At 56.6% G+C, this 22,538-nt stretch carries 18 protein-coding genes; 11 read left to right on the top strand and 7 right to left on the bottom strand.

The features are described 5' to 3' along the window. Window positions 1-667 precede the first annotated feature (667 nt). Entirely contained in the window at window positions 668-1,186 is a 519-nt protein-coding gene (locus IPN69_14265) for a cupin domain-containing protein (GenBank protein MBK8811876.1), read from the top strand. Between the two features lie 70 nt (window positions 1,187-1,256). Then, on the top strand, window positions 1,257-2,009 hold the full coding sequence (locus IPN69_14260; GenBank protein ID MBK8811875.1) for a FadR family transcriptional regulator: 753 nt from the start codon (window positions 1,257-1,259) through the stop codon (window positions 2,007-2,009). A 68-nt stretch (window positions 2,010-2,077) separates the two neighbouring features. Here IPN69_14260 and IPN69_14255 read toward each other — a convergent pair whose 3' ends face one another. Genes IPN69_14255 through IPN69_14240 form a run of 4 tightly spaced genes read right to left on the bottom strand, consistent with a single transcriptional unit; the run spans window position 2,078 to window position 6,830 of the window. After that, entirely contained in the window at window positions 2,078-3,694 is a 1,617-nt protein-coding gene (locus IPN69_14255) for a glycoside hydrolase 43 family protein (GenBank protein MBK8811874.1), read from the bottom strand. Next, window positions 3,687-4,967, bottom strand: a complete 1,281-nt coding sequence (locus IPN69_14250; GenBank protein ID MBK8811873.1) for an MFS transporter — start codon at window positions 4,965-4,967, stop codon at window positions 3,687-3,689. The genes IPN69_14255 and IPN69_14250 overlap by 8 nt, the downstream gene beginning before the upstream one ends. Before the next feature lie 10 nt (window positions 4,968-4,977). After that, window positions 4,978-6,057, bottom strand: coding sequence for a M24 family metallopeptidase (locus IPN69_14245; GenBank protein ID MBK8811872.1), 1,080 nt, complete (start codon window positions 6,055-6,057; stop codon window positions 4,978-4,980). After that, entirely contained in the window at window positions 6,054-6,830 is a 777-nt protein-coding gene (locus IPN69_14240) for a glucose 1-dehydrogenase (protein ID MBK8811871.1), read from the bottom strand. The genes IPN69_14245 and IPN69_14240 overlap by 4 nt, the downstream gene beginning before the upstream one ends. Window positions 6,831-7,052: 222 nt before the next feature. On the opposite strand from IPN69_14240, the gene IPN69_14235 reads away from it, so the two are divergent. From IPN69_14235 to IPN69_14200, 8 genes are all read left to right on the top strand, one after another. Further along, complete coding sequence (locus IPN69_14235) at window positions 7,053-7,976, top strand: 6-phosphogluconolactonase (protein ID MBK8811870.1); 924 nt, start codon at window positions 7,053-7,055, stop codon at window positions 7,974-7,976. A gap of 3 nt (window positions 7,977-7,979) precedes the next feature. After that, a complete protein-coding gene (locus IPN69_14230) occupies window positions 7,980-9,551 on the top strand; it encodes an altronate dehydratase (GenBank protein ID MBK8811869.1) in 1,572 nt (523 codons plus the stop codon). Window positions 9,552-9,569: 18 nt separating this feature from the next. Further along, window positions 9,570-10,787, top strand: a complete 1,218-nt coding sequence (locus tag IPN69_14225; protein MBK8811868.1) for an ROK family transcriptional regulator — start codon at window positions 9,570-9,572, stop codon at window positions 10,785-10,787. A gap of 9 nt (window positions 10,788-10,796) precedes the next feature. Continuing rightward, a complete protein-coding gene (locus tag IPN69_14220; GenBank protein ID MBK8811867.1) occupies window positions 10,797-11,633 on the top strand; it encodes a 5-deoxy-glucuronate isomerase in 837 nt (278 codons plus the stop codon). Window positions 11,634-11,687: 54 nt separating this feature from the next. Next, on the top strand, window positions 11,688-12,449 hold the full coding sequence (gene kduD, locus IPN69_14215; GenBank protein MBK8811866.1) for a 2-dehydro-3-deoxy-D-gluconate 5-dehydrogenase KduD: 762 nt from the start codon (window positions 11,688-11,690) through the stop codon (window positions 12,447-12,449). A gap of 35 nt (window positions 12,450-12,484) precedes the next feature. After that, the gene (locus tag IPN69_14210; GenBank protein ID MBK8811865.1) at window positions 12,485-13,576 is read left to right on the top strand and encodes a sugar kinase; all 1,092 of its coding nucleotides are present in this window, start codon (window positions 12,485-12,487) and stop codon (window positions 13,574-13,576) included. Between the two features lie 7 nt (window positions 13,577-13,583). Further along, a complete protein-coding gene (locus tag IPN69_14205) occupies window positions 13,584-14,234 on the top strand; it encodes a bifunctional 2-keto-4-hydroxyglutarate aldolase/2-keto-3-deoxy-6-phosphogluconate aldolase (protein ID MBK8811864.1) in 651 nt (216 codons plus the stop codon). 343 nt (window positions 14,235-14,577) lie between these two features. Continuing rightward, on the top strand, window positions 14,578-15,360 hold the full coding sequence (locus IPN69_14200; GenBank protein ID MBK8811863.1) for a hypothetical protein: 783 nt from the start codon (window positions 14,578-14,580) through the stop codon (window positions 15,358-15,360). Window positions 15,361-15,946: 586 nt separating this feature from the next. Here the strand turns inward: IPN69_14200 and IPN69_14195 are convergent. Together IPN69_14195 and IPN69_14190 are read right to left on the bottom strand one after the other, a co-directional pair. Continuing rightward, window positions 15,947-17,074 carry a VWA domain-containing protein gene (locus IPN69_14195; GenBank protein MBK8811862.1) on the bottom strand — a complete coding sequence of 376 codons (1,128 nt, stop codon included), beginning with the start codon at window positions 17,072-17,074 and terminating at the stop codon, window positions 15,947-15,949. A gap of 55 nt (window positions 17,075-17,129) precedes the next feature. Continuing rightward, a complete protein-coding gene (locus tag IPN69_14190) occupies window positions 17,130-18,314 on the bottom strand; it encodes a divalent metal cation transporter (protein MBK8811861.1) in 1,185 nt (394 codons plus the stop codon). Between the two features lie 123 nt (window positions 18,315-18,437). Here IPN69_14190 and IPN69_14185 point away from each other — a divergent pair, with 123 nt between their 5' ends. Further along, entirely contained in the window at window positions 18,438-19,727 is a 1,290-nt protein-coding gene (locus tag IPN69_14185; protein ID MBK8811860.1) for a DUF5009 domain-containing protein, read from the top strand. Window positions 19,728-19,881: 154 nt separating this feature from the next. Here IPN69_14185 and IPN69_14180 read toward each other — a convergent pair whose 3' ends face one another. After that, the gene (locus IPN69_14180) at window positions 19,882-22,059 is read right to left on the bottom strand and encodes a hypothetical protein (protein MBK8811859.1); all 2,178 of its coding nucleotides are present in this window, start codon (window positions 22,057-22,059) and stop codon (window positions 19,882-19,884) included. Window positions 22,060-22,538 lie beyond the last annotated feature (479 nt).

The following is a 22,538-nucleotide window of genomic DNA, read 5'->3' as shown; positions in this document are numbered from 1 at the left end:
TGAAAAGTGGGAAGTGAAAAGTGAGAAGTGAGAAGTGAGAAGTGAGAACTGGGAACTGGGAAGTGAGAAGTGAGAACTGGGAACTGGGAAGTGAGAAGTGAGAAATGAGAAGTGGGAAGTGAGAAATGAGAAGTGGGAAGTGAGAAATGAGAACTGGGAACTGGGAAGTGAGAAGTGAGAAATGAGAAGTGGGAAGTGAGAAATGAGAAATGAGAAGTGGGAAGTGAGAAGTGGGAACTGGGAAATGAGAAGTGAGAAGTGAGAAATGAGAAGTGGGAAGTGAGAACTGGGAAGTGAGAAGTGTGAAGTGAGAATTTGGAACTGAGAAGTGAGAACTTGGAACTGTGAACTTAGAACTTCGGTCTTTGACCTTTGACATCAGAAACGAGAAACAGGCGCTGGCGTATTTGACAAACCGATCTTGGTTGTCGAGCCTCCGTTCTCCGTTCTCCGTTCTCCGTTCTCCGTTCTCCGTTCTCCGTTCTCCGTTCTCCGTTCTCCGTTCTCCGTCTACCGTCTACCGGCTACCGTCTACCGTCTACCGTTCTCCGTTCTCCGTCTACCGTCTACCGTCTACCGTTCTCCGTTCTCCGTCTACCGTCTACCGTCTACCGTCTACCGTTCTTACTTCTCCTATACCACGGAATTGCGATCGCGGATAAAACCTATGAAATCTATAAAATCAGTCGTATTTATTGTTTTTGCCTTTAGTCTCCTTTCGATTGTTTCGTTCGCCCAGACGCGCGAGCCGTCGAAGCCGATCAGGCCTTTTGTCGTTAAGACGAAACAGTCGCTGGCCGAGCTTGAAAAATCCATCCGATCGGAAAACAAGGTTTCGGAACTCGTCGGCGGCGCCGGAATGGAACTCCGCGTCGCGATCCAGCACGACAAGAAACGCGATTCGAGCGAGGCCGAGCTTCACGATGCTTCGGACGACGTTTATTACGTGCTCGAAGGTTCCGCCCAGTTAACGCTCGGCGGAACGCTTGAGAATCCGCGAGAAGCATCACCCGGCGAATGGCGCGCGACAAAGATCTCGGGCGGCGAGACGTTCACGATTCGCAAGGGCGATCTGATCATCGTTCCGCGCGGCACGCCGCATCACCGCGTCAACACTCCCGGAAAAGAGTTCTCGTTGATACTGATCAAGGTCTATGCTGAACCGCTCAAGCCGGTCAAACCGTAAGCCAAATGTTCGCGATATTGTTGGAACTAAGCTATTCTATTGACCAACGAACTGCGGGATGAAGAACCAAATGCTGGATACAACGACAAGCGAACGGCAGTTGACAACGTCTGAGGAGGTTGTCCGACGGTTGCGCGAGATGATTCACGCGGGAGACCTGAAACCGGGAGATCGTTTACCCCCGGAACGTGATCTGGCGCGCCAGTTGGGGGTTTCGCGGCCGACCCTGCGCGCCGGAATTCGAACGCTCGCTGCGGTCGGCGTCTTCCATTCCCGGCAAGGGGCGGGCACATTCGTCGCCGAGGCCGACGCTTCGCCGGCGCTCGACGCGAACCCGTTGCGCCTGATGGCGTCGCTTCACGGTTTCAGTTCCGATGAGATGTTCGAAACGCGCATCGCGCTCGAGATGGCGGTCGCCGAACTCGCCGCAAAACGCGCTTCAGGGGATCATATCGCGACGATGGCGGAAGAGGTCGCCGAAATGTTCGCCTCGCTCGAAGAACCCGAGGAATATCTCGTTCACGATATGCGTTTTCACCAGACGATCGCCGCCGCGTCCGGGAATCGTATTCTTACCGCCTTGATGAATATGGTCGCGACGATCCTGTTCGAGACACGAAGCAAAACGGTGCATCTCGCGCTGGATCTCAAGGAGTCAGCCGAAATGCACCGCCAGATCTACCGCGCGATCCGTGCCCACGACCCGGAAGCGGCCGGGAACGCGATGCGCGAACACCTGCTGCACACACGCGCCGCGCAGGAATCCGAAGGCATCGACGGAATGCGATTCAGGTCTGCTCAAAGGGAAATTGACGAGAATTGATGCGGAGAATCTGAATTCGTTCCATTTGTCGTCGAAAAGCCGCGTATTGGACTCATTCCCAATCAGAATCACTCGAAGCGTATCCAATCGATATCGGCCGAGCCCGAATCGTTGAACTTCGTCGGGCGCGAGAAAAAGAATCCGATCTTCGCGCCGATCCACCGGCCTTCCCGCGCCTTGAACGGCGTTCCGAGGTTGGTGAATGATCTCCCGTCCGTACTGTACGAAAACCGGCATATCGCGGCCGGTTCGACGGAAACTCGGACAAAGAACGTTCGGCTGTCAACGGGAAACGGCGCGGTTTCGGTTTCCGTGTTCCCCTTGTCGGCGTCGCGCGCTCCGGCCTGCGCCGCAAAGAGTTTGCCGCCTCTCAAGGTCACGCCAAGATATGAATAGTCGAGCCCCATCACCAGCAGGCCGAACTTCTCGCCCTCGACCCGCGAATTTAGCGTGACTTTCGCGGTTGCTGTGAAGCGGTCGGCGGGAAACTTCTGAAGCAGCAAGTTCGGCGCGTCCCAGAGATTCTTCTGGTCCGCCGGTGTTTGAACGGAATTGATGCGCAGGACGCCCTTTGAAGGAAACGCGAACGCCCAAAGCGCCTGGGGATTTGCGTGCCATTGCCATTGAAGTCCCGGTTTTTCCGCGTCAAACTCGTCAGAATCAGGCGGGGTCTCCGTTGGATATGTCTTGCCCACATTCGGTTTGCGAAATGTCGCAACGGGTTCGCCGGTGCCGTCACCGTCGATGTCCGAGCCGATCACCGGAAAGTCGTTTTTCCAGATCATCGGTTGCAAATGAAGGACTCTTCCATACGCACCCTTGTCTTGAAAATGGAGGAACCAATCTTCTCCCGACTGTGTCGTTACCCACGCACCTTGATGCGGACCGTTGACGTTCGTCTTGCCTTGCGCGAGGACGGTCTTCTCTTCGTATGGACCGAAGACGTTCTTCGAACGCAAGACCAGCTGCCAGCCCGTCGCAACGCCGCCCGCCGGAGCGAATATGTAGTAAAAACCGTTACGCTTGTAGAACTTCGGGCCTTCGACCGTGGGATGTGCGTCGTGCCCATCGAAAACGAGAACCGGATCGCCGATGAGTTTCATCCCGCTCGGATCCATTCGGCTGACGGTCAGGACGGTCTTCAATCCGGCGCGGCTGCCGGCGAACGCGCTGACGAGATAGGCGCGACCGTCTTCGTCCCATAACGGACACGGGTCGATCCAGCCTTTCCCGGACTTGATCAGCAGCGGCGCGGACCATTCGCCCATCGGGTCCTTTGTCTTGGTCACGTAGATGCCGTGATCCGGGTCCGGGTAGAAGATGTAGAACTCGCCGTCGTGAAATCTGATCGCCGGTGCCCAAACGCCGCCGCCGTGGACCGGTCGGCTGAAAACATCGGTCGGGACCTGTTCGCGGAGAGCATAATTTATCAAACGCCAGTTGACGAGGTCCTTCGAATGGAGAATCGGAAGGCCGGGCGCGGCGTTGAAACTCGACGCGGTCATATAGAAATCGTCGCCGACGCGGATCGCGTCCGGATCGGAATAATCTGCGTGGAGAATCGGGTTTTTGAATGTGCCGTCGCCGTTGTCGGCTCGCCAGACCGGCGATGCGTTCTGAGCTGAAACGGCCGCGGCCGCGGAAAGGATCGCCATCGCGGCCAGAAATTGCAGTAGTTTATGCATTGTCCAGTCTTGCGGGATCCAGTTTCGGCGTCAACAAGTGTATTACGAGCAACGCGATCAAGTAAGCCGAGGCGGCGATGGCGAAGATCGGGATGTAGCTTCCGGTCGCATCAAGTATCCAGCCGACGAGTTTGGCGATGAACATTCCACCGATCGCGCCGGCCATTCCGCCGATGCCGACGACCGATCCGACCGCCTGTTTCGGGAACATATCCGAAGTCAGAGTGAAGATATTCGCCGACCAGCCCTGATGCGCAGCGGCCGCGATCCCGATCAGCGTCACCGCGACCCAGAGATTCGTTGTGATCGATGCAAAGACGATCGGAACGACCGCGATCGCGCAAATGAGCATCGCCGTCTTTCGGCCGGCGTTGACCGACCAGCCGCGTTTGATCAGGAATCCGGAGATCCAACCGCCGCCGATGCTTCCGAAGTCCGCGATGATGTAGATGATCGCGAGCGGAATCCCGAAGGTTTTGATGTCCAACCCGTGTTTCTTTTGCAGGAAATCCGGTAGCCAGAAGAGATAGACCCACCAGATCGGGTCTGTCAGAAACTTGCCGATCGCGAACGCCCAGGTCTGCCGATGCGGAAAAAGCCTTTTCCAGGGAATAGTCGGCAAGACCTCTTCTTTGTCGCTGTTGATGTAGTCCAGCTCGGCCTTTGAGAGTCGCGGATGATCTTCAGGTTTGCGATAAAAGATGAGCCAGAAGATCAGCCAGAGAAAGCCGATCGCGCCGGTTATGATGAAAGCCTCGTACCATCCGTACGTATAAGCGATCCAGGGCACGACAAGCGGCGTGACGAGCGCGCCGATGTTGGTTCCGGCGTTGAAGATGCCGGTCGCCAGCGCGCGTTCCTTTTTCGGAAACCACTCCGCAACCGTCTTGATCGACGCCGGGAAGTTGCCGGCCTCGCCAAGCCCGAGCGCAAAGCGCGCCGCCATAAACGAACCGACCGAACCGGCCCAGGCGTGGGCCATCGCGGCAATGCTCCACAGCGTCACCGAAATCGAAAAACCGTTTTTCGTTCCGATTCGGTCCATCAACCTGCCGACGCCGAGCATCCCGAGCGCGTACGCGGATTGAAACGCGAACACGATCCAGCCGTAATCGTTCTCTGTCCAGCCGAACTCCTCTTGCAGCGTGGGTTTAAGGATTCCGATAACCTGACGGTCGATATAGTTGACGGTCGCCGCGAAGAACAGCAGAGCACAGATCACCCAGCGGAAGTTGCCGACGCGAACCGGCGTTTCGATCGATTTCTCAGTCATTTTGTCACCCTCAATATTGAAAGATTCCAGTTACGTCGTTCGCCGTTATGAATTCGAACCCACCGGCCGTGACGATCATCGTTTCCTCGGCCTTGGTGCCCGTGATCGACGGGTTCCAAGCGAAAGCCTGATTGGCGACGACCCGTTCGGACGATTTCGGATGCGCGACCCATTCGCGTGTCTTGTACCCGGCGGCTCCGCCCTGATGGTGCTTGCCGATCTCGTCGGCGAAACCGAGTTCCGCATACTTGGATTCAAGCAAACCGTAAAGTTCGCGGCCTTCGCGACCGACCTCCGTTGCGCGGCAAATTGTTCTTTGAATTTCCTTGACGGCTTCGGTCCGTTCGCTGAACTCGGCGGAAACGGGGCCGGCGATTCCGATCCGCGTCAAACTGGCAATCAATCCGCTGCGCTTCGCGCAAACTGCGACGAGCACCGATTTCTTCCAGACATTCTCAGTCGGAGTTGGATGACGGTACGCGCCGATCCGGTCGTCGGCTCCGACCAGCACGACAACCGTTTCGATGCCGCTTACGGCAAGTTCTGCCGCGACGACCGTCGCGATCCTTTGCTCCGGCATTCCGGGCGCAATCGACTCGAAAGCCCGGCGGACGCCCTCGTTCGTGTCCGCGCCGAGTTTGTGAAAGCGTTCAATCTCGGGAATTGTCAATTCGTAACGGCACGGAGCGATGAGGTTCTCCGCCGGCCGAACGGACTTTGACAGCGGCAGATCGGAGATTATCTCGCCGGCGTTGCCGACCAGGGCGCGCGCCTGATCGGCGGCGATCTCAGGCGAGGACTTTTCGGCACGCCAATCAAATGAGAGCGGCTCACAACTGCCGCCCGGGATCTGTTCGGCCATCAACCGATCGATCTCAATGTTGTTCGCAAGCAAAAAACGCATGCCGTCGCGGCGCACAAGAAGCGTTCCGACTCCGTTCTCGACGCTCCGGTTGACGGCATTCGATCCGCCGCCGGTGAGCCAGGCAAAATTGGATTGTGTGTTGAGCAGAACACCGCCGAGGGACTGGGCCGCAAGCATCTCGCGGAGCCTTTCGGTTTTCAGCTCGATCTCAGCCGTAAGATTCACTGGTTAACGCCCGACGCCAGGAAGCCGCCATCAACGACCAACACTTCGCCGGTGACGAAACTCGCAGCTTCTGACGCCAGAAAGACCGCCGCACCCGCAAGTTCTTCGACCTTGCCGAAGCGCCCCATCGGCGTTCGCAACTGAAACTCCTTTCCGCGTTCCGTGGATTCGAGCAGTTCGCGGTTGAGATCAGTCAGGAAAACCCCCGGCGCGATGGCGTTGACGTTGACGCCGTGTTTCGCCCATTCGACGGCCAGCGATTTCGTCAAACTCGCGACCGCCGCCTTTGAGGCGGAATATGCGGCGACCTCGAAAAGCGCGACAAAAGTTGAAAGGGAAGCGATATTGATGATCCGGCCGTAACCGTTCTCGAGAAAGTGCTTGCCGAAGATCTGGCAGGCCCGGAGCGTGCCGTTGAGGTTGGTCTCGATAATGTCGTTCCAGTCCGCCTCGGGAAAGTCCGCCGTCGGCGCGCGCTTCGTTCTTCCCGCGCAGTTGACGAGAATATCGACCTTCCCGAAAGCTTTGACGCAAGCGCCAAGCAGTTCGGCCAACGATTCGCGGTCCGAAACGTCCGATGTGACGCGAATCGTCCGGCAACCCTTCGCTTCAAGTTCGGCAGCGGTCTTCTCGACCTGTTCTTCGCGGCGCGAAGTGCAGACGACGTTCGCTTCCGCTTCGGCGAAGCCGTCGGCGATCGCTCTTCCGATCCCCGATGTGCCGCCGATGATCACGGCCGTCCGCCCCTTGAGATCCAACTTTGCGTATCCCATAAATCTCCAGAATCCAGATGATCGAAACTGCCAAAGGTAATACCACTTCAAGAAGTTGCTTGTAGTCTCTTACACCAAGACGTTGATTGTCAAGTCCCGAAAAAGACCATATGGATGCTCATTTACTGGTGTTGGAGACCATTTCAAGGAAATTTGAGAATGCGACTTGCAAATAATTGGTCAAACCAATTATCATACAAGGGCAATTGAGGCGAAAGTATGATGACGACCCCAAAGAACGAACTCATCGCGCGCGCGGCAAACGAAAACCTGTGGATCGGAGAGGGCGATCGGGCGAACGTCCGAAGCGTTACGCCGTACCAGTTTCAGGTTCTCGGAACCGAAGATGAAGTCGGCGGGGCGATGCTTGACGAACTCATCGCGTATTCGAAAGAGAAGTCGGGCGACATCGTTGTCGTTCTGCTCGGCGGTCGCGGTGGACAGGCAATGTACCGACGGATTCGCGAACAAGCGGCAACGGGGGAACTGGACGCGCTGCTGTCGCGACTCCACGTTTTTACCCAGGACGCGCTTGCGCCACTCAGAATGGAGAGTTCGCTCAGCTTCGTGCGAGACTTTGAACGCCTTCTGGGTCCGGAATTCTTCGCCAAGGTCAAGAGTTTTACCCCGATCGAGACCGAAACCGACGACCTTGAATTCGAAATGAGACGGTATGTCGACCGGATAAGGGAACTGGGCGGTATCGACATCTTCTTTCTGGGACTCGGCCCCGAAGCCGAAGCGGCGTCGCATATTTGCTACATCAAGCCCGGCTCGGGAGCGACGGCGGGCGACTGGGCCGGTATTATTCCCATTTCTGAGAGTATTCTTGACCATCACATCAGCAAATTCAAGGTCGGCGGCAGTGACGTTTCCGATGCGGACGAGCGCGAATGCCGCAGCGCGTCGCATATTTTGACGCTTGGCCCGGCTGCCATCCTGAGTTCGAAAAAGATCGTCCAGTCGATCGTCGATGCGTCGACCGCGCCCGGAAAGATCCCGAGTTTCAAGCGATTTGCCGAGACGGAGATTTCTGCCGATCCGGCCGAACTTGCGCGACAGTGCGATGAAAATCCGGGGCTTTGGATCCGATTGCATCCGAACGTGGCATCGTTCGTTCTGCCGGATCTGGTGCCGCAAACTTAAAAAATGTCCGATTCCCCAAACAAATCAGCAGCGATCGGCGATTACGCGATCATCGTCAATCCGGATGACAACGTCGCCGTCGTGAAACGGCCGACCGAACCCGGCTTGGTTGTCACGCTGCCGGACGGCGCCGAAATCGTGATCGCGACGGAAATTCCGCCCGGGCATCGATTTGCGCTGAAGAACATTCCGGCGGGCGAGTTCGTCGTCCAGTACGGTCAGCCGATCGGGACGAGCCTCGGCGTTCCCGTCGGGCACTGGGTGACGCATTCGAATATTTCCGATGCGGTCCCCATTGTCCGCGATCTTCCGATGGACATCAGTTGCCCGCCTCCGGACTATATTCCAAAAGACGAGATCGCTCGCTTTGCCGGTTTTCGCCGGCCCGATGGCCGCGTCGGGACGCGAAACTTCGTGCTCATCGTTCCGACTTCAATGTGCGCCAGCCACGAAGCATCGCAAATCGCGATGATGTCCGAGTTTCTCCATTATAGCCGCGAAAAGTTTCCGAACGTCGACGGAGTGGTTGCGATTCCGCACAACAAAGGCTGCGGCTGCCAGGACGGCTCGAACCTCGACGTGATGATGCGCGTACTGTCGAATTACGCGGATCATCCGAATGTCGGCGGCGTCGTGCTGATCGATCTCGGCTGCGAAAAGACCAATCTCGGCTATGTCGAAAAATACCTGACGAATCGCGAACGGCCGATCAACAAGCCGGTTTACAAGATCGGAATTCAGGAAGTCGGCGGAACGCAGGCGGCGATCCAGGCCGGACTCGAATACGTCAAGGAAATGCTGCCGAAAGTTAACGAATCGATGCGCGAGGATTTTCCGATCAGCGAACTCGTGCTCGGCGTCAAATGCGGCGGATCGGATGGATTCTCGGGCATCTCGGCGAATCCTTCGCTCGGCTACACGGCCGATCTCCTGGTGCGGTCGGGCGGAACGGTTATCCTGACCGAAGTGCCGGAGTTTTGCGGCGCTGAACATATTCTCGCGCACCGGGCGCGCGATTTCGCGACCGGCAAGAAGATCTACGCGATGGTCGACTGGTTCAAGACTTACGCCTCGCGGTTCGGCGCGGTTCTCAATCAGAATCCGAGTTCGGGAAACATCAAGGGCGGGCTTCTAAACATCACGATCAAAAGCCTCGGCGCCATCGCCAAGGCCGGAACGACGCGCATCGAAGACTGCGTCGAATACGCCGAAACGCCGAAACGGCGCGGTGTCAACCTGATGCAGGGGCCCGGCTACGATCAGGAATCGACGCCCGCGCTGGTCGCGGCCGGCGCGACGGCGGTGATCTTCACGACGGGTCGCGGAACGACGATCGGAAACGCGATCGCGCCGGTCATCAAGCTTGCTTCGAACAACGAGGTTTTTGAACGTATGAAACTCGATCTGGATGTTTCGGCCGGGAACGTCATCGAAGGAACGGAGTCGATCGAATCGGTAGGGATGAGGCTTTTCGAGCATTTGCGGCGCGTTGCCGGCGGTGAGATCCAGGCTCGCGCGGAAGAAAACAAACATCGTGAGTTTCAGTTTTGGGCAGAACAGACCGTTTCGTTGTAAGATTTGAGTTTCAATCTTATGACCCAAAGATCAGTTTTTCACAAGAAACTCCAAAACACGGCAAACTCGACAGTTACCAAGTTTGATTCGTTGCTTCGTTTGATACGCGCCGCACAACCGATCGGACGGACCGAGATCGCGGCCAGACTTGGAATCGACAAGAGCACCGTTACCGAATATGTCAGACCGCTTCTGAAATCCGGTGTTTTGAAGGAGGAGCCGGCCGACGAAGCAGACGGCGGCCGCAAGTCACGCGAGATCTCGTTCGCCGATGACGGATCGTATTTTATCGGGGTCAATCTCGGCGTGCGAACGACGCAGATCGGCATAACCGATTTTGCCGGCGAGATCGAGGAGTTTGAGGATTTCGCGACGCCGGGGGAACCGCGTGAGACAATGGCGCGGGTCCGTGAATTGATCGAGGAGATATTTGAAGCGCGAAGCGCGGCGAACTGCCTGATGATCGGCGTCTGCGTTCCGGGAATGGCCGACGTTGAACGCCGCAAGCTCGTTTACGCCCCGAATCTTCGTTGGCGCGACGTCGACATCGCCGGCGCGCTTGGTTTCGAAAAGGGAATCGAGGTCGTGGTCGAGAACGACTCGACTGCGGCCGCGATGTTCGAAGCGCGAATCAGGGCACGCCATCCGCGGGCCGGGGAGCTTTCGGACTTCGTGCTTGTACGTTCGGGAACGGGAATCGGCGTCGGAATCGTGATAGGCGGCGAGATCTATCGCGGTACGGGTATCGGCCGCGGATTGGCCGGCGAATTCGGCCATATGACGATCGTTGCCGGCGGCAAGACCTGCGTTTGCGGCAATCGCGGTTGTTGGGAAAAGTATGCCTCTGCCGCGTCGGCGTCGACGCTTTATCTCGGCGACCGCCCGCTTCGACCGAACGAGTCGCTGCCGAGGTTCGCCGACATCGTGGTGAGGGCCGAAAACGGCGAGATTCGCGCCCAGCGATCGCTTGAGAAGATCGGCGACTATCTCGGGATCGGCATCGCCAACGTCGTGATGGGGGTCGGAATTCCGCACGTAATTGTCAGCGGGCGCTTGGTTTACGGTTGGAAGTTCATCGAAAAGCCGCTTCGCGAAGCGGTCAATCGGAGCATCGTCGGTTCGATGGACGGTTGGACGATCGAAGCGGGATCGCCCGTCGGGGCGGCGATCGGCGGAGCGCTTGAAGTAGCGGTTGACGAATATCTGCGTCGGGGGAATTTTCTCGCGGCGCCATAAGAGAATTTTATGAGCAACGAGATAACTCTGAAGAAGATTCAACGCGAAACGTGCGTCATCAAGGGCACACACACCAAAAAAGGCCGCACGCTTTCGGTCACACCCGAAAACACGGCGACCCGGCATCTTTCATACGGCCGGATCATTCTTGACCAAGCGGACGCGCCGGTGAGTTTTGGGTCCGGCGGAAGGGAGGTCGGATTCGTCTGCCTAAATGGCCGCGCGGCCGTCACGGTCGATCGCGACCGATACGATCTGGATCGGTACGATGCTCTTTACGTGCCGCGCGATTCGTCGATCACGGTTGCCCCGTTGGGCGCAAATTGCGATCTTGCCGAGATTTCGGCGGATGTCGAGACTCGATTCCCGGTGCAGTTCGTTTCTTTTGAGTCCATCCGCAATGATCCGGCGCTTCACTTTGTTGCCGGAAAGCCGCCGACCGAGCGCGATCTCAATATACTTCTCGGCAAGAACATACAGGCCGGACGCATTATGGCCGGCGTGACTTTTTCATCCGACGGTAACTGGACATCGTTTCCGCCGCACGAGCACGCAAAAATGCTCGAGGAAGCCTATCTGTACATCGATATGCCGGCACCGCAATGGGGCCTGCAGATGGTTTATACGGACCTTGATTCGCCGGAACTGGTCGAGGTCGTGCGCGAAGGCGATGTCGTCGTGATGCCGGACGGCTACCACCCGAATGTCGCCGCGCCGGGAGGGTCGATCAATTTTCTGTGGATGATGGCCGCCAATCGCGAGATCGAAGACCGCCAATTCGGTGTTGTCAACGTTCAGCCGGAATATGCCACCGGCGGGTCGGGCCTTGAAGCGTCCCGAAAATAACCAACTCAGACTTACGCCGTCGCGCGGGTTCACGAAATCGACTTTTTTGCGATGATCCTGGATAACTTCAAACTTGACGGAAAGGTTGCGTTGGTTACCGGCGCCGGTACGGGACTCGGAGCTGCGATCGCTGTCGCCCTCGCCGAGGCCGGGGCGGACGTCGCGGTTCACGCGCGCCGAACGGGAAGTGCCGACTTGACTTTGCGAACTGTAGAGAAGTTGGGCCGCCGGGCGGTTCCCGTCGAAGGCGATCTCGCACAGCGTTCGGCAGCGACGTCGATTGTCGAACAAACGCTCGACGAATTCGGCCGGATCGATATTCTGATCAACAACGCCGGTATGACCCGCCGCGCGCCGGCCGTCGATTATTCCGAGCCCGACTGGGACGAAGTTATCGAAGTCAACCTAACTTCGGTTTTCCGTCTTTGCCAGTCGGCAGGGCGCCGGATGATCGCCCAGGGCAGCGGAAAGATCGTCAACATCGCTTCGTTGCTATCGTTCCAGGGCGGGATCACGGTCCCCGCGTACACGGCGTCGAAATCGGCCGTCGCGGGGTTGACGAAAGCGCTCGCTAACGAATGGGCAAGTCTCAATATCAACGTCAACGCGGTCGCTCCCGGATATTTTGCGACCAACAATACTGCCGCGCTTCGGGCCGATGAAACGCGGAACCGGCAGATTCTCGAGCGAATTCCGGCCGGTCGTTGGGGGCAACCCGAAGATCTTTCGGGTACGGTTGTCTATTTGTCGTCACGGGCCAGCGATTATATGCACGGTCATGTGCTCGCGGTTGACGGCGGTTGGCTCGGGCGCTGAGGATGATTGCTGGCCGAAATGCTCATCAAGTGAATATGAAGATCAAATCAAAAGAGGATTGTCGTTGGGATCTGGTTAGTCTTGGCGAGGTAATGCTGCGGTTCGATCCGGGCGAAAAACGAATTCACACGACACGCTCGTTTCAAGTTTGGGAAGGCGGCGGCGAGTACAACGTCGCGCGCGGACTAAAGCGCTGTTTTGGTCTGGACACGGCAATAGTCACCGCGCTTGCCGACAATCCCGTCGGCAGGCTCGTTCAGGATCTCATCTACCAGGGCGGAGTCGATCAGTCGCATCTGAAATGGGTGAAATATGACGGCGTCGGTCGGACGGTCAGAAACGGAATGAATTTTACCGAAGCCGGATTCGGCGTTCGCGGCGCGCTCGGTTGTTCCGACCGCGGACACACCGCCGTCTCGCAGCTGACGCCGGGCGATATCGACTGGCGGAAGATCTTCGAGACGGAAGGCGCGCGCTGGTTTCATACCGGCGGGATCTTTTGCGCGCTTTCCGAAACGTCTCCGGATGTCGCGCGCGAAGCGATGAAGATCGCAAAGGAATGCGGGACGATGATCTCGTACGATCTTAACTATCGCGAGTCGCTCTGGAAAGCTGTCGGAGGTCAAGCGAAAGCACAGGAAGTGAATCGCGACCTGGCGCAGTTTGTCGACGTGATGATCGGCAACGAAGAGGATTTCACGGCGTGCCTCGGGCTTGAGGTCGAAGGCCAGGACGAGAATCACTCGAAGCTCGATATCGGCAGCTATCAAAAAATGATCGAAAAGGCCGTTGCCACATATCCGAATTTCAAGGCGGTCGCGACGACGCTCAGAAACGCGAAAACGGCGTCCTTCAACGATTGGGGCGCGGTTTGCTACACCGACGGCAAATTGCATCAGGCGATGATGCGGTCCGACCTCGAGATCTACGACCGCGTCGGCGGCGGCGACTCGTTCGCATCCGGATTGATCTACGGTTTCTTGAGCGGAAAGGATCCCGAATGGGCTGTCAACTGCGGCGCCGCGCACGGCGCGCTGGCGATGACGACGCCGGGCGATACGACAATGGCGTCGCTCGCCGAGGTCGAGAAAGTAATGAAAGGAGGCGGGGCGAGGGTTGCTCGCTGAAGGTTTTATGAAAAGTTCGGAAGTTGTCAGGAGAATTATCGAGATCGGCGTCGTTCCGGTCGTCCGCGCCAATTCGCCCGAGGAAGCGCTCGCCGCCGTCGACGCGATCAAAGCCGGCGGCGTGCCGATCCTTGAGATCACGATGACCGTACCCGGCGCGGTGAAGGTCATTGAGAGAATAGCGGATATGTTCGGCGACGAGGTGGTCCTCGGTGCCGGAACGGTGCTTGACCCGGAAACCGCGCGGGCCTGCATCCTCGCCGGCGCTACTTTCATCGTCAGCCCGGCGCTCAATCTGGCTACGATCGAACTTTGCAAGCGATACTCGGTGCCGATCTGTCCGGGAGCGTTGACGCCGACCGAGGTCGTCACGGCGTGGCAGGCGGGCGCCGATTTCGTCAAGGTCTTTCCCTGTTCCGCAATGGGCGGAGCGAGCTACATCAAAGGCCTGAAAGCCCCGCTTCCGCAGGTCGAATTGATACCCACGGGCGGCGTCAATCTCAACACCGCTGCGGATTTCATCAAGGCCGGCTCAAGCGCTCTCGGCATCGGCGCCGACCTTGTCGATCTCAAGGCGATCCGCAACGGCGAGGCGCATATCGTCACCGAACGTGCCGTCCAGTTCGCGCAGATCGTCAAAGACGCACGAACGGGATGATCAGGGTTTTTTATTTGCGGCCGCGATTTGCGCTATCGTAAGCGGCCTCCCTGCCAAACGGCGATGTTTGTGAACCGGGATCGTTTGCCACGCATTCAGATTCGGCCCGCGTAGTGAATTCCCAAGACGCAATCACAGTTTCCGGATCGGGCACAATCCATTTATTCGTTTGTACCCGCCGACGCGACTGTTTCGCCTGGACGATTTGGGGTCGGCGCCCGATGCTCAGAGCACGCCGATCGCTCTTGGCTTGCGTCTATCACGTGAATCTATTATGGTTGCTGAACTTGTAGTGTGGAATTGAAACTATTTGAACGAAGTTCAGGAGGTCCGATTATTGCTTATGGATAGAATCCGTATCTTGAAGTCACTTTGTTTTTTGATATCGATCAGTTTTTTTGCGCTCGTGCCTGTCGAGGCCGATGCGCAGCAGGATTTTAGCGGTCGCGAATTGCTGAGCGTCTCGCGCGTTGCAATGGGCGGCGAAGAATATGCCGGGTTGCAGTTTTTGACTCTTAAGTCGAAAGGTTTCGTGAATGTCGCGCCGATCGTCGGCGCGGGGCTCGGGACCGGAGGCGCGGCATCGACGGTTGAGGTCAAGTTCAGTATGACCGATTTTCAGGACAAGGACTCGCGCCGTCGTCTCGACGTCAAACCGACGGGCCCTTCAATCGGAGAAACATTCCTCGTTTACACGGGAAGTTCGGGCGGCGGAATGTATATGGGAAATGAATTTCGCGTGAGCGAGGCCGCCGCGTCTCGTCATTGGGGTTTTATGGGCTTTGGAACCCTAAACCGCGCTATCGACGGACAGTTCAAGACCGATCGACTCAAGGACAACGACAATAATTACGTGGTCGAGGTGAAGTTCAATTCTACCGATTCGCTGCGCTATTGGCTCGACAAAAAAACCTTTCTGATCAGCAAGGTGGTAACGTTCTTCAACGGCAAGGTCCTGGTCGAGGAAGAGCGAAGCGATTATCGAAGGGCCAACTGTATGATGTTGCCGTTTCGGATCGTGACGCGTTTAAGCGGACAGCGGGTCTCGGATTCGACAATTGATAGTTACGATCTTAAGACCGAAGTGCCCGAGGCAAGATTCACGATTGCCGCGGCGGCGCAATAGAGGATAGAAAGAAGGAACTTCAATGCCGCTCAAGACCTTGTCTTGGCGGCATTGCTGTTTTTGAGAAAGACACAAACCCATTCGCCGAATTTGTTAACCGAGTTTTTTGTGTTGCACTCTGCGCTATACACTCTGTACCCACCACTGCGCGCCAACCGCAACCTCAGTAGGTCCTGACGTCCGCGCGCAAAATGGTTTTGCAGAAACGACTCCCTTCCGCACATCCGGGCGGTCCAAATTCCCAAATCCCAACTCCCAAATCACCATTCCGCAATCCCAAATCCCCAATTGGGAGCTTTGAAAAACCTACTTAACCCAGATTACTCATTAAAAGCAATTTCCCGCGAAATACGCGAAATACGCGAAAAACAACATCAAAAATGGCATTTTTCTCGTTTTTGGCGTATTTCGCGGGAAATTGCTTTTAATGAGTAATCTGGGTTCATCCGTGGAGGAAACGCGATTTGCTACCTTCATATCGGTTTTTCAAAGCTCCCGAATCTGGAATCTGGAATATCTGGAATTCTGGAATATCTGGAATATCTGGAATATCTGGAATTCTGGAATCGCAAATCGCAAATCGCCTTCACTTCGCCGGAGACTTCTGCTGTTGCCCGACGATGTAGCCGTCGCGGGCGCGTATGACCAGATTCGAGCGGTTGACGCGGACCTTGATCGCCTTTCTTTGTCCCGGCGTTCCTATTTCCTGCGGAATGTAGCCGATCGTGTACTGCCTTCTCAATTCCTCGGCGATGCTCTCGAAGGTTCGCGTCAGGCCGGCACCGGTAGCGGCCGCGTCAAAAACCCTGCCGCCCGTGTAATCCGCAAGATCCTTCAGGTATTGCTTTGCGAGCGCGTATTCGCCGCGTGTGTTCGGGCGCGCGAGCACCGTCGAATTGATCCTCCCCTGATCGAAAAAGGTGTTGTAGTAGATCGGAAAGATGATCGCTTCCGACTCTTCGGCTTCGTTGACGCTGCGGTCGTAGGTCGATCTCGACGAGGTCGTGTCGACGCCGTCGGTGAACAGAACAACGGCTTTCCGTCCCTGAATGTTTCTCAATGCCTTACGCAGCGTGTAATCGACGGTGTCGTAAAGCGACGTCCCGTTTCCGAAATCAGCCCTGCGGATCGCCTTGTAAATCCGTTGCCGATCGGTGGTCGCCTCCGTCAAAACGATGTAGTTTCCGTCGAATTCGATAACTATTACCTTGTCTTGCGGTTTCAGTTGGTCGACGAACGCGATCGCGGCGGTTTGTATCTCATCGATCTTGAATTCGGTTGAAGGACTTGTGTCGATCAGGAGCGCAACCGTCACCGGCGTGTCCGAGGTCGCGAAAAACTCGATCTGCTGTTCCTTGCCGTCCTCGAAGATCTTGAAATTCTCCTTGTCGAGATCGGCAATATACAGGCCGTTGCGATCGAAGACAGAAACAGGGATGGTAACGAGATTCGTGTCGACCTTGATGGTTTCGTCGTCAGAATCCGAAAGGATCTCCGGTTCGGATTTCGTTTCTTTGCTGGTTTTCTGTTCGATATTGCGGAGCGTCGGGCGGACGGTTGCCCGCGGCGGCAGCGGTTTCGAATCGGAATACTGATCCTCGGTCACCGGCAACGGCGTCGGTTTCGGTGTCGGTTGGACTCGTCGGCCTGATTGCGCGTACGCCGAAGGCAAAAGGACAATTCCGAGCAATACAGCAAAGATGAAATTTTTCATTGGCGGTCTCCGGAAAGCGTTTTACTTTTGATGCGCGCCGCGCCAAAAGGTTGAATCATTTTTGTGCAAAAGAATTGTAAATCGTCCAAACGCTGAAACCGAGCATCACCAAAACCACCAACCACCCCGAGACCTGAAGCCAAACCGGATGTTGATAATCGCCGACGACCGACCGTTTGCGCGATGCAAGCAATACGAGCGCGAGACCGACCGGCAAAATGAATCCGTTGACCGTTCCCGCCCAGACCAACAGTTGGATGGGCTTCGGGTTGACCAGAAACACGATCGTTGAGACGACGATAAAGCCTATGATCACAAAAGTTACGCGTCTATCGATGGCCGCGTGAAACGTTTTTAAAAATGAACTCGAAGTGAATGCCGCGCCGATGACCGAGGTGATCGCCGCCGACCACATCACGATCCCGAAAACGCGATAGCCGAACTCGCCGGCCGCGTTTTGAAAGACCGACGCCGGCGGATTCTGCGGATCGATCGTCATTCCCATCGCGATCACGCCGAAGGCCGCGAGAAAGAGCAGAAACCGGATGACCGCCGTGATCATTATCCCGGTCGTTGCGCCGCGATTTACTTCCCGCAAATTGCCGACGCCTGTCACCCCCGCATCGATCAGGCGATGCGCTCCGGCAAAAGTGATGTAGCCGCCGACCGTGCCGCCGACGAGCGTGATGATCGCTTTCGGGTCGATGGTCTCGGGTATCAGGGTTCGAAACGCCGCCTCGCCGAGCGGCGGCTTCGAGGCGAAAACGACGTAAAGGATCAGACCAAGCATCACGACGCCGAGGATCTTGACAAAGAAATCCATCGCCCGTCCGGCTTCCTTGACCGAGAAGATGGCGATCGCGACACCCGCGCTGAGCAGCGCCCCCCAGGTTTCGGGTATGCCGAACAGGACTTTAAGTCCGAGCCCGCAGCCGGCGATGTTGCCGATGTTAAATACAAGTCCGCCGAACGCGATCAACGCGGCGAGCAAGTAACCGCTGCCGGGAATCGTTTCGTTCGCGACATCCTGTCCGCGTTTGCCGCTGACCGTGAGCACGCGCCAGATATTCAGTTGAGCGAAGATGTCGAGGATCACGGAAACGAGGATGACGAACCCGAAACTTGCCAGCAACTGCGTCGTGAAAACGGTCGTTTGCGTCAGAAAGCCCGGTCCAACCGCTGACGTCGCCATCAGAAACGCGGCGCCGAGGATCGTTGATGAAAGTCTGGTCCTTTTCATTTGGACAAATTTCGGTTTATCGTGATTTTGATTTATATTCGAATCTAAGTTTTTCAGGATAGTAGCACAAACCCGAAACAAAGGCTTTATCGGTTTCAAACGGAGAAAACTATGGCAGCTGAGATGGGTCAGAACAGACTCGTGGCGTTGGACGTTTTTCGAGGGATGACGATCGCCGGAATGGTGCTCGTCAACAATCCCGGAACCTGGAGCGCGATCTACGGTCCGCTGCAGCACGCGCCCTGGCACGGGATCACGCCGACGGACTATATCTTTCCGTTCTTCCTGTTCATTGTCGGTGTCGCGATCCCGATCGCGCTCGGCAAACGGCTCGCGGAAGGCGTGACCGGAAAGGTCTATTGGAAGATCTTGAGCCGCGCCGCGATAATCTTCGCACTCGGACTGTTTCTCCCTGCGTTTCCGATCATCAATCTGGGCGAAAGCGACATCTCGAACGTGTCGAAACTCGTCCTGATGCTGGCGACGATGGGCGCCGTTTTCTTCTGGCTGATCGGCCGCAATCGCGAAGCGCTCGCATCGCTGCTCTTTTTGGTGATCGCATATCTCGGATTCTATTTCACCGGTTCCAAAGTTCCGTTCATCAATGTCGAAACGCTTCGGATTCCTGGAGTGCTGCAGCGGATCGCCGTCTGTTACGCGATCGTCTCGATCCTCTTTCTGCATTTCAGTTGGAAGCGTTTGACGATCATCGGCGTCGGCGCGTTGCTGGTTTATTGGTTCCTGATGACGTGGATCCCGGTTCCGGGTTGCGAAGTGACAACCATCGACAACAAAGCGTGCAATCTCGCGGCGTGGCTCGACATCAAGATCTTCACCGAAAACCACGTCTGGCGCAGCGCGAAGGTCTTCGACCCGGAAGGAATTCTCTCGACGATCCCGGCCTGCGTCACGACGATCTCGGGCGTGCTGACCGGTATGTGGCTGAAAACCGAGAAGAGCGATACCGAAAAGGTCGGCGGACTGTTCTTCTTCGGCGTCGTTCTGTGCGCCGTCGGTTATTGCTGGAATTTCTGGTTCCCGTACAACAAGGCGCTCTGGACGAGTTCGTACGTTGCCTACACCTCGGGGCTCGCCTTATGTTTTCTCGGTTTCTGCTATTGGCTGATCGACATCAAAGGCTATACGAAGTGGACGAAACCGTTCGTGATCTTCGGGATGAACGCGCTCGCGTTGTTCGTTTTTTCAGGTCTTTTCGCCAGGGTTCTGGGAATTCTAAAAGTGACGGGGCCAGAAGGTACTGCGATCAACGTGCAGAAATGGATCTTCGACACTCTGTTCTTGCCGTTGGCGTCGCCGATCAACGCGTCCCTGGCGTTCGCGGTCAGCTACATCGTCTTCTGGTTGTTTCTGATGTGGCTGTTGTACCGCAAGAAGATCTGGATCAAGGTTTAGGCTACGAGTGACGCCTTCAGGCCGGTACGAGTGACGCCTTCAGGCCGGTATGAGTGACGCCTTCAGGCGTTACAACCTGTGGCGGGTAACGCCTGAAGGCGTCACTCGTACTACCTGAAGGCGTCACTCATACTACCTGAAGGCGTCACTCGTACTATTCGATGGTGAAGGCGCGGATCGACTGGCCGAGTTCGGCTTCGAGTCGCGTCTTTTCGGCTTCGAGCGCTTTCCGTTCCTTTTCCATCTCTTCGAGACGGGTTTCCTGATCGTTCGCCTTTTGGATGTAGCGCGCGATGAGGGTTTTCGCCTCAGCCGTTTTCGAAAGCGCTTCGATGTTTTCGCGAAGGCGTTTCTGGTCAGATTCGATCGCCTCGATCTCATCATCGAAACCTTCGAGTTTCTGTTCGATCGTCGCGATCCGGACGCGCAGATCGATCAGTTTCTCGAGCTTCGCGCGGGTTTCTTCATTGATGTAGCGTTGTGACACGAAAATCTGCAGGTCGTTGCGGCTCAGCGAGGTAAGCTGATAGTTGTCGGCCAGACCCTGGCGAACCGTGATCTTCAATTCCTTTTCCTGAAACCCGTCGAGTTCGACTCGGAAGCGATAGTATTTCTGGGTTACATAATCCGGCTTCGGCGAGTCGTCGCTCAGTTTCCAGCCGTCCTGAACCGGATATTCGATATAGAGAACCTTTTTGCGGCCGGTTTGATTGGTTATCTGGTATGTCTTGCGCGATGTCTGGAAATAATGGACCTGAAAGACGCCGTTGACCACCTTGACCAGCTTCGCCGGTTCGCGGTCGGCCTCGTTCCGGACGCGGACGTTGGTTCCGAGATCAAGCGCGAACGAGATCAGGCGTTGTTCCTTGGCCTTGAGCCGATCCATCAGCGCCTCGCCGGCGTAGGCGTTGGAGTCGAGCACCGTCAGACTTCCGGATTCGAGCGTCAGATCGGTGTTGTTCTTGAGCAGCACGCCGCTGTAGGGACGATCCTGACGGACGGACTCGTTGTAAACCGCGACGCGCTCGCCGTCCATTTTCGTCTGGATGATCGGGATCAGCGCCGAACGGTCGCGCATCACGGTCACAGGCTGTTCGATACGGTATTCGAACAGGTCGCCGATCTCCTCGCCGACGGTCGTGTTCTGGTAATTCTCGGACGAGTTCTGAAGAGCGTCGCTGACAGATGTACGATCCACGCTTCTGAAATTACTGACCTCGTTGGACCTGCCATCGACGGTCGCGTATTGGGTCGCGCCGGGCGTCAGCTGCAGAGGCGAAGACTGAGATCGACCGGTTATCGGCAAGTTCTGGATCTGTTGCTGACTGATGTTGCTCTCCTGTCTGCTTTCAGCGGCGCCAATTAGGCGCGCGCCAGGTTCGTAAACCTGCGGGCTGAGCTGCAGATCGCGCGGCATCGGAACGACGGGTCGATAGCGATAGAACGGTTTCTGGATCGGTTGGATGAACGAGATCGGCGAACCCGAAACAAGAGAGAGCTGGACGTCCTTCCAGTCTTCCTCGCTAACGTTGTCGACGATCGCCCAGCCTTGAAAGAACGGCTTTCCGGCTTCGTCGAGCACGACGCGGTAGGTCGTTTTCCAGATCGGCGCGGCGATCGTGTAGCTGACGATCATCTCGCGGGCGCCCGTGCCCTCGGACGTGATCGTGATCGTCTTCGCGTCGCGCCGGCGGGCCGAGGCCGCGGCGTTGGCGAATTCGTTCAGGTCGCGGCGCGTTCCCTCGTCGAGCAACTTGACGCTTTTGACATCCGAAAGATCGAAGCTCGCGATCTCGCCCGACTCGGACGCGATGACGAGAACATTCGTCCAGGTCGTCGCCTTTTCTCCCTGGATCTGCTTGCGTTCGACCGTCACGATCGAACCGGAAGCAGCCCCTTTGGAAGACGTGACGGCGACCTTCGCGCCCTGCAGCTGTGCAAGCACGCCGGCAAGTCCGCCGCCCTCGCCCGTCAGCGGGCCGATCGAGAACGGGATCTCGGCCATTCTCGACGATACGGGAGCCGACGAATTGTATGACACGGCGCCGATCTTGCTGCCCTTGCCGAGATCGAGAACGACCATCGATTTGAGGACGTCATCGACCTGCGATTGTTTGAAAGAGAGATTGACTTCGGCGGATCCTGAAACGATTCCCCGGCGTTCGACATACGCGACGCCGTTCGAATAGAGGATCACGCGCCGGATCGGAAGTTGCTCGGCCGAATTCTTCGCCGGTGCAACAGGCTGATTCGTTTTGGCCGGAACCCGCAACTGGGCCGGCGCGACGATCGAAGTCAACGCAATCAAGGCGATAAGTAATTTGATATTCATAGTTTTGCCATCCTTTAGTTTGGAGAACGATTTTTCGGTCGTGCCTTGCGGAGGCGCAAGCCGTAAGAAGAGCGTTTTGTATCAAGATGAGTGTAGCGCGCCCGTGAGTTGTATTGCGCCCTGGACCGTCGTGAAAATCGGCATTCAAGCTGGAAGCCTTCACCGATCCGGAATAGTTGAAAGTTGATAACTGACAGTTGGTAGTTGTGGCGCCCGAACTATCAGCGCTCACCGATCCGGAATAGTTGAAAGTTGATAACTGACAGTTGGTAGTTGTGGCGCCCGAACCATCAGCGCTCACCGATCCGAAATAGTTGCAAGCTGATAACTGACAGTTCGTAGTTGAGGCGCCCGAACTATCAGCTTTCATCTATCAACTATCATCTAATCCGGAATGGCTGAGACTTGATAACGGATAGGCCATAGTTGAATTTGGCGCCAAAACTTCCTGCGATCAACTATCCGGGATGATCTGAGAG

This window comes from Acidobacteriota bacterium, from assembly GCA_016715115.1.
GTDB lineage: Bacteria > Acidobacteriota > Blastocatellia > Pyrinomonadales > Pyrinomonadaceae > JAFDVJ01.
This window is presented reverse-complemented; position numbering and strand designations above follow the sequence as displayed.

Coding starts and splice junctions, on each gene's coding strand:
- IPN69_14265 (MBK8811876.1), top strand. CDS start 668: ATGAAATCTATAAAATCAGTCGTATTTATTGTTTTTGCCTTTAGTCTC.
- IPN69_14260 (MBK8811875.1), top strand. CDS start 1,257: ATGCTGGATACAACGACAAGCGAACGGCAGTTGACAACGTCTGAGGAG.
- IPN69_14255 (MBK8811874.1), bottom strand. CDS start 3,694: ATGCATAAACTACTGCAATTTCTGGCCGCGATGGCGATCCTTTCCGCG.
- IPN69_14250 (MBK8811873.1), bottom strand. CDS start 4,967: ATGACTGAGAAATCGATCGAAACGCCGGTTCGCGTCGGCAACTTCCGC.
- IPN69_14240 (MBK8811871.1), bottom strand. CDS start 6,830: ATGGGATACGCAAAGTTGGATCTCAAGGGGCGGACGGCCGTGATCATC.
- IPN69_14235 (MBK8811870.1), top strand. CDS start 7,053: ATGACGACCCCAAAGAACGAACTCATCGCGCGCGCGGCAAACGAAAAC.
- IPN69_14230 (MBK8811869.1), top strand. CDS start 7,980: ATGTCCGATTCCCCAAACAAATCAGCAGCGATCGGCGATTACGCGATC.
- IPN69_14225 (MBK8811868.1), top strand. CDS start 9,570: ATGACCCAAAGATCAGTTTTTCACAAGAAACTCCAAAACACGGCAAAC.
- IPN69_14220 (MBK8811867.1), top strand. CDS start 10,797: ATGAGCAACGAGATAACTCTGAAGAAGATTCAACGCGAAACGTGCGTC.
- IPN69_14210 (MBK8811865.1), top strand. CDS start 12,485: ATGAAGATCAAATCAAAAGAGGATTGTCGTTGGGATCTGGTTAGTCTT.
- IPN69_14205 (MBK8811864.1), top strand. CDS start 13,584: ATGAAAAGTTCGGAAGTTGTCAGGAGAATTATCGAGATCGGCGTCGTT.
- IPN69_14200 (MBK8811863.1), top strand. CDS start 14,578: ATGGATAGAATCCGTATCTTGAAGTCACTTTGTTTTTTGATATCGATC.
- IPN69_14195 (MBK8811862.1), bottom strand. CDS start 17,074: ATGAAAAATTTCATCTTTGCTGTATTGCTCGGAATTGTCCTTTTGCCT.
- IPN69_14190 (MBK8811861.1), bottom strand. CDS start 18,314: ATGAAAAGGACCAGACTTTCATCAACGATCCTCGGCGCCGCGTTTCTG.
- IPN69_14185 (MBK8811860.1), top strand. CDS start 18,438: ATGGGTCAGAACAGACTCGTGGCGTTGGACGTTTTTCGAGGGATGACG.
- IPN69_14180 (MBK8811859.1), bottom strand. CDS start 22,059: ATGAATATCAAATTACTTATCGCCTTGATTGCGTTGACTTCGATCGTC.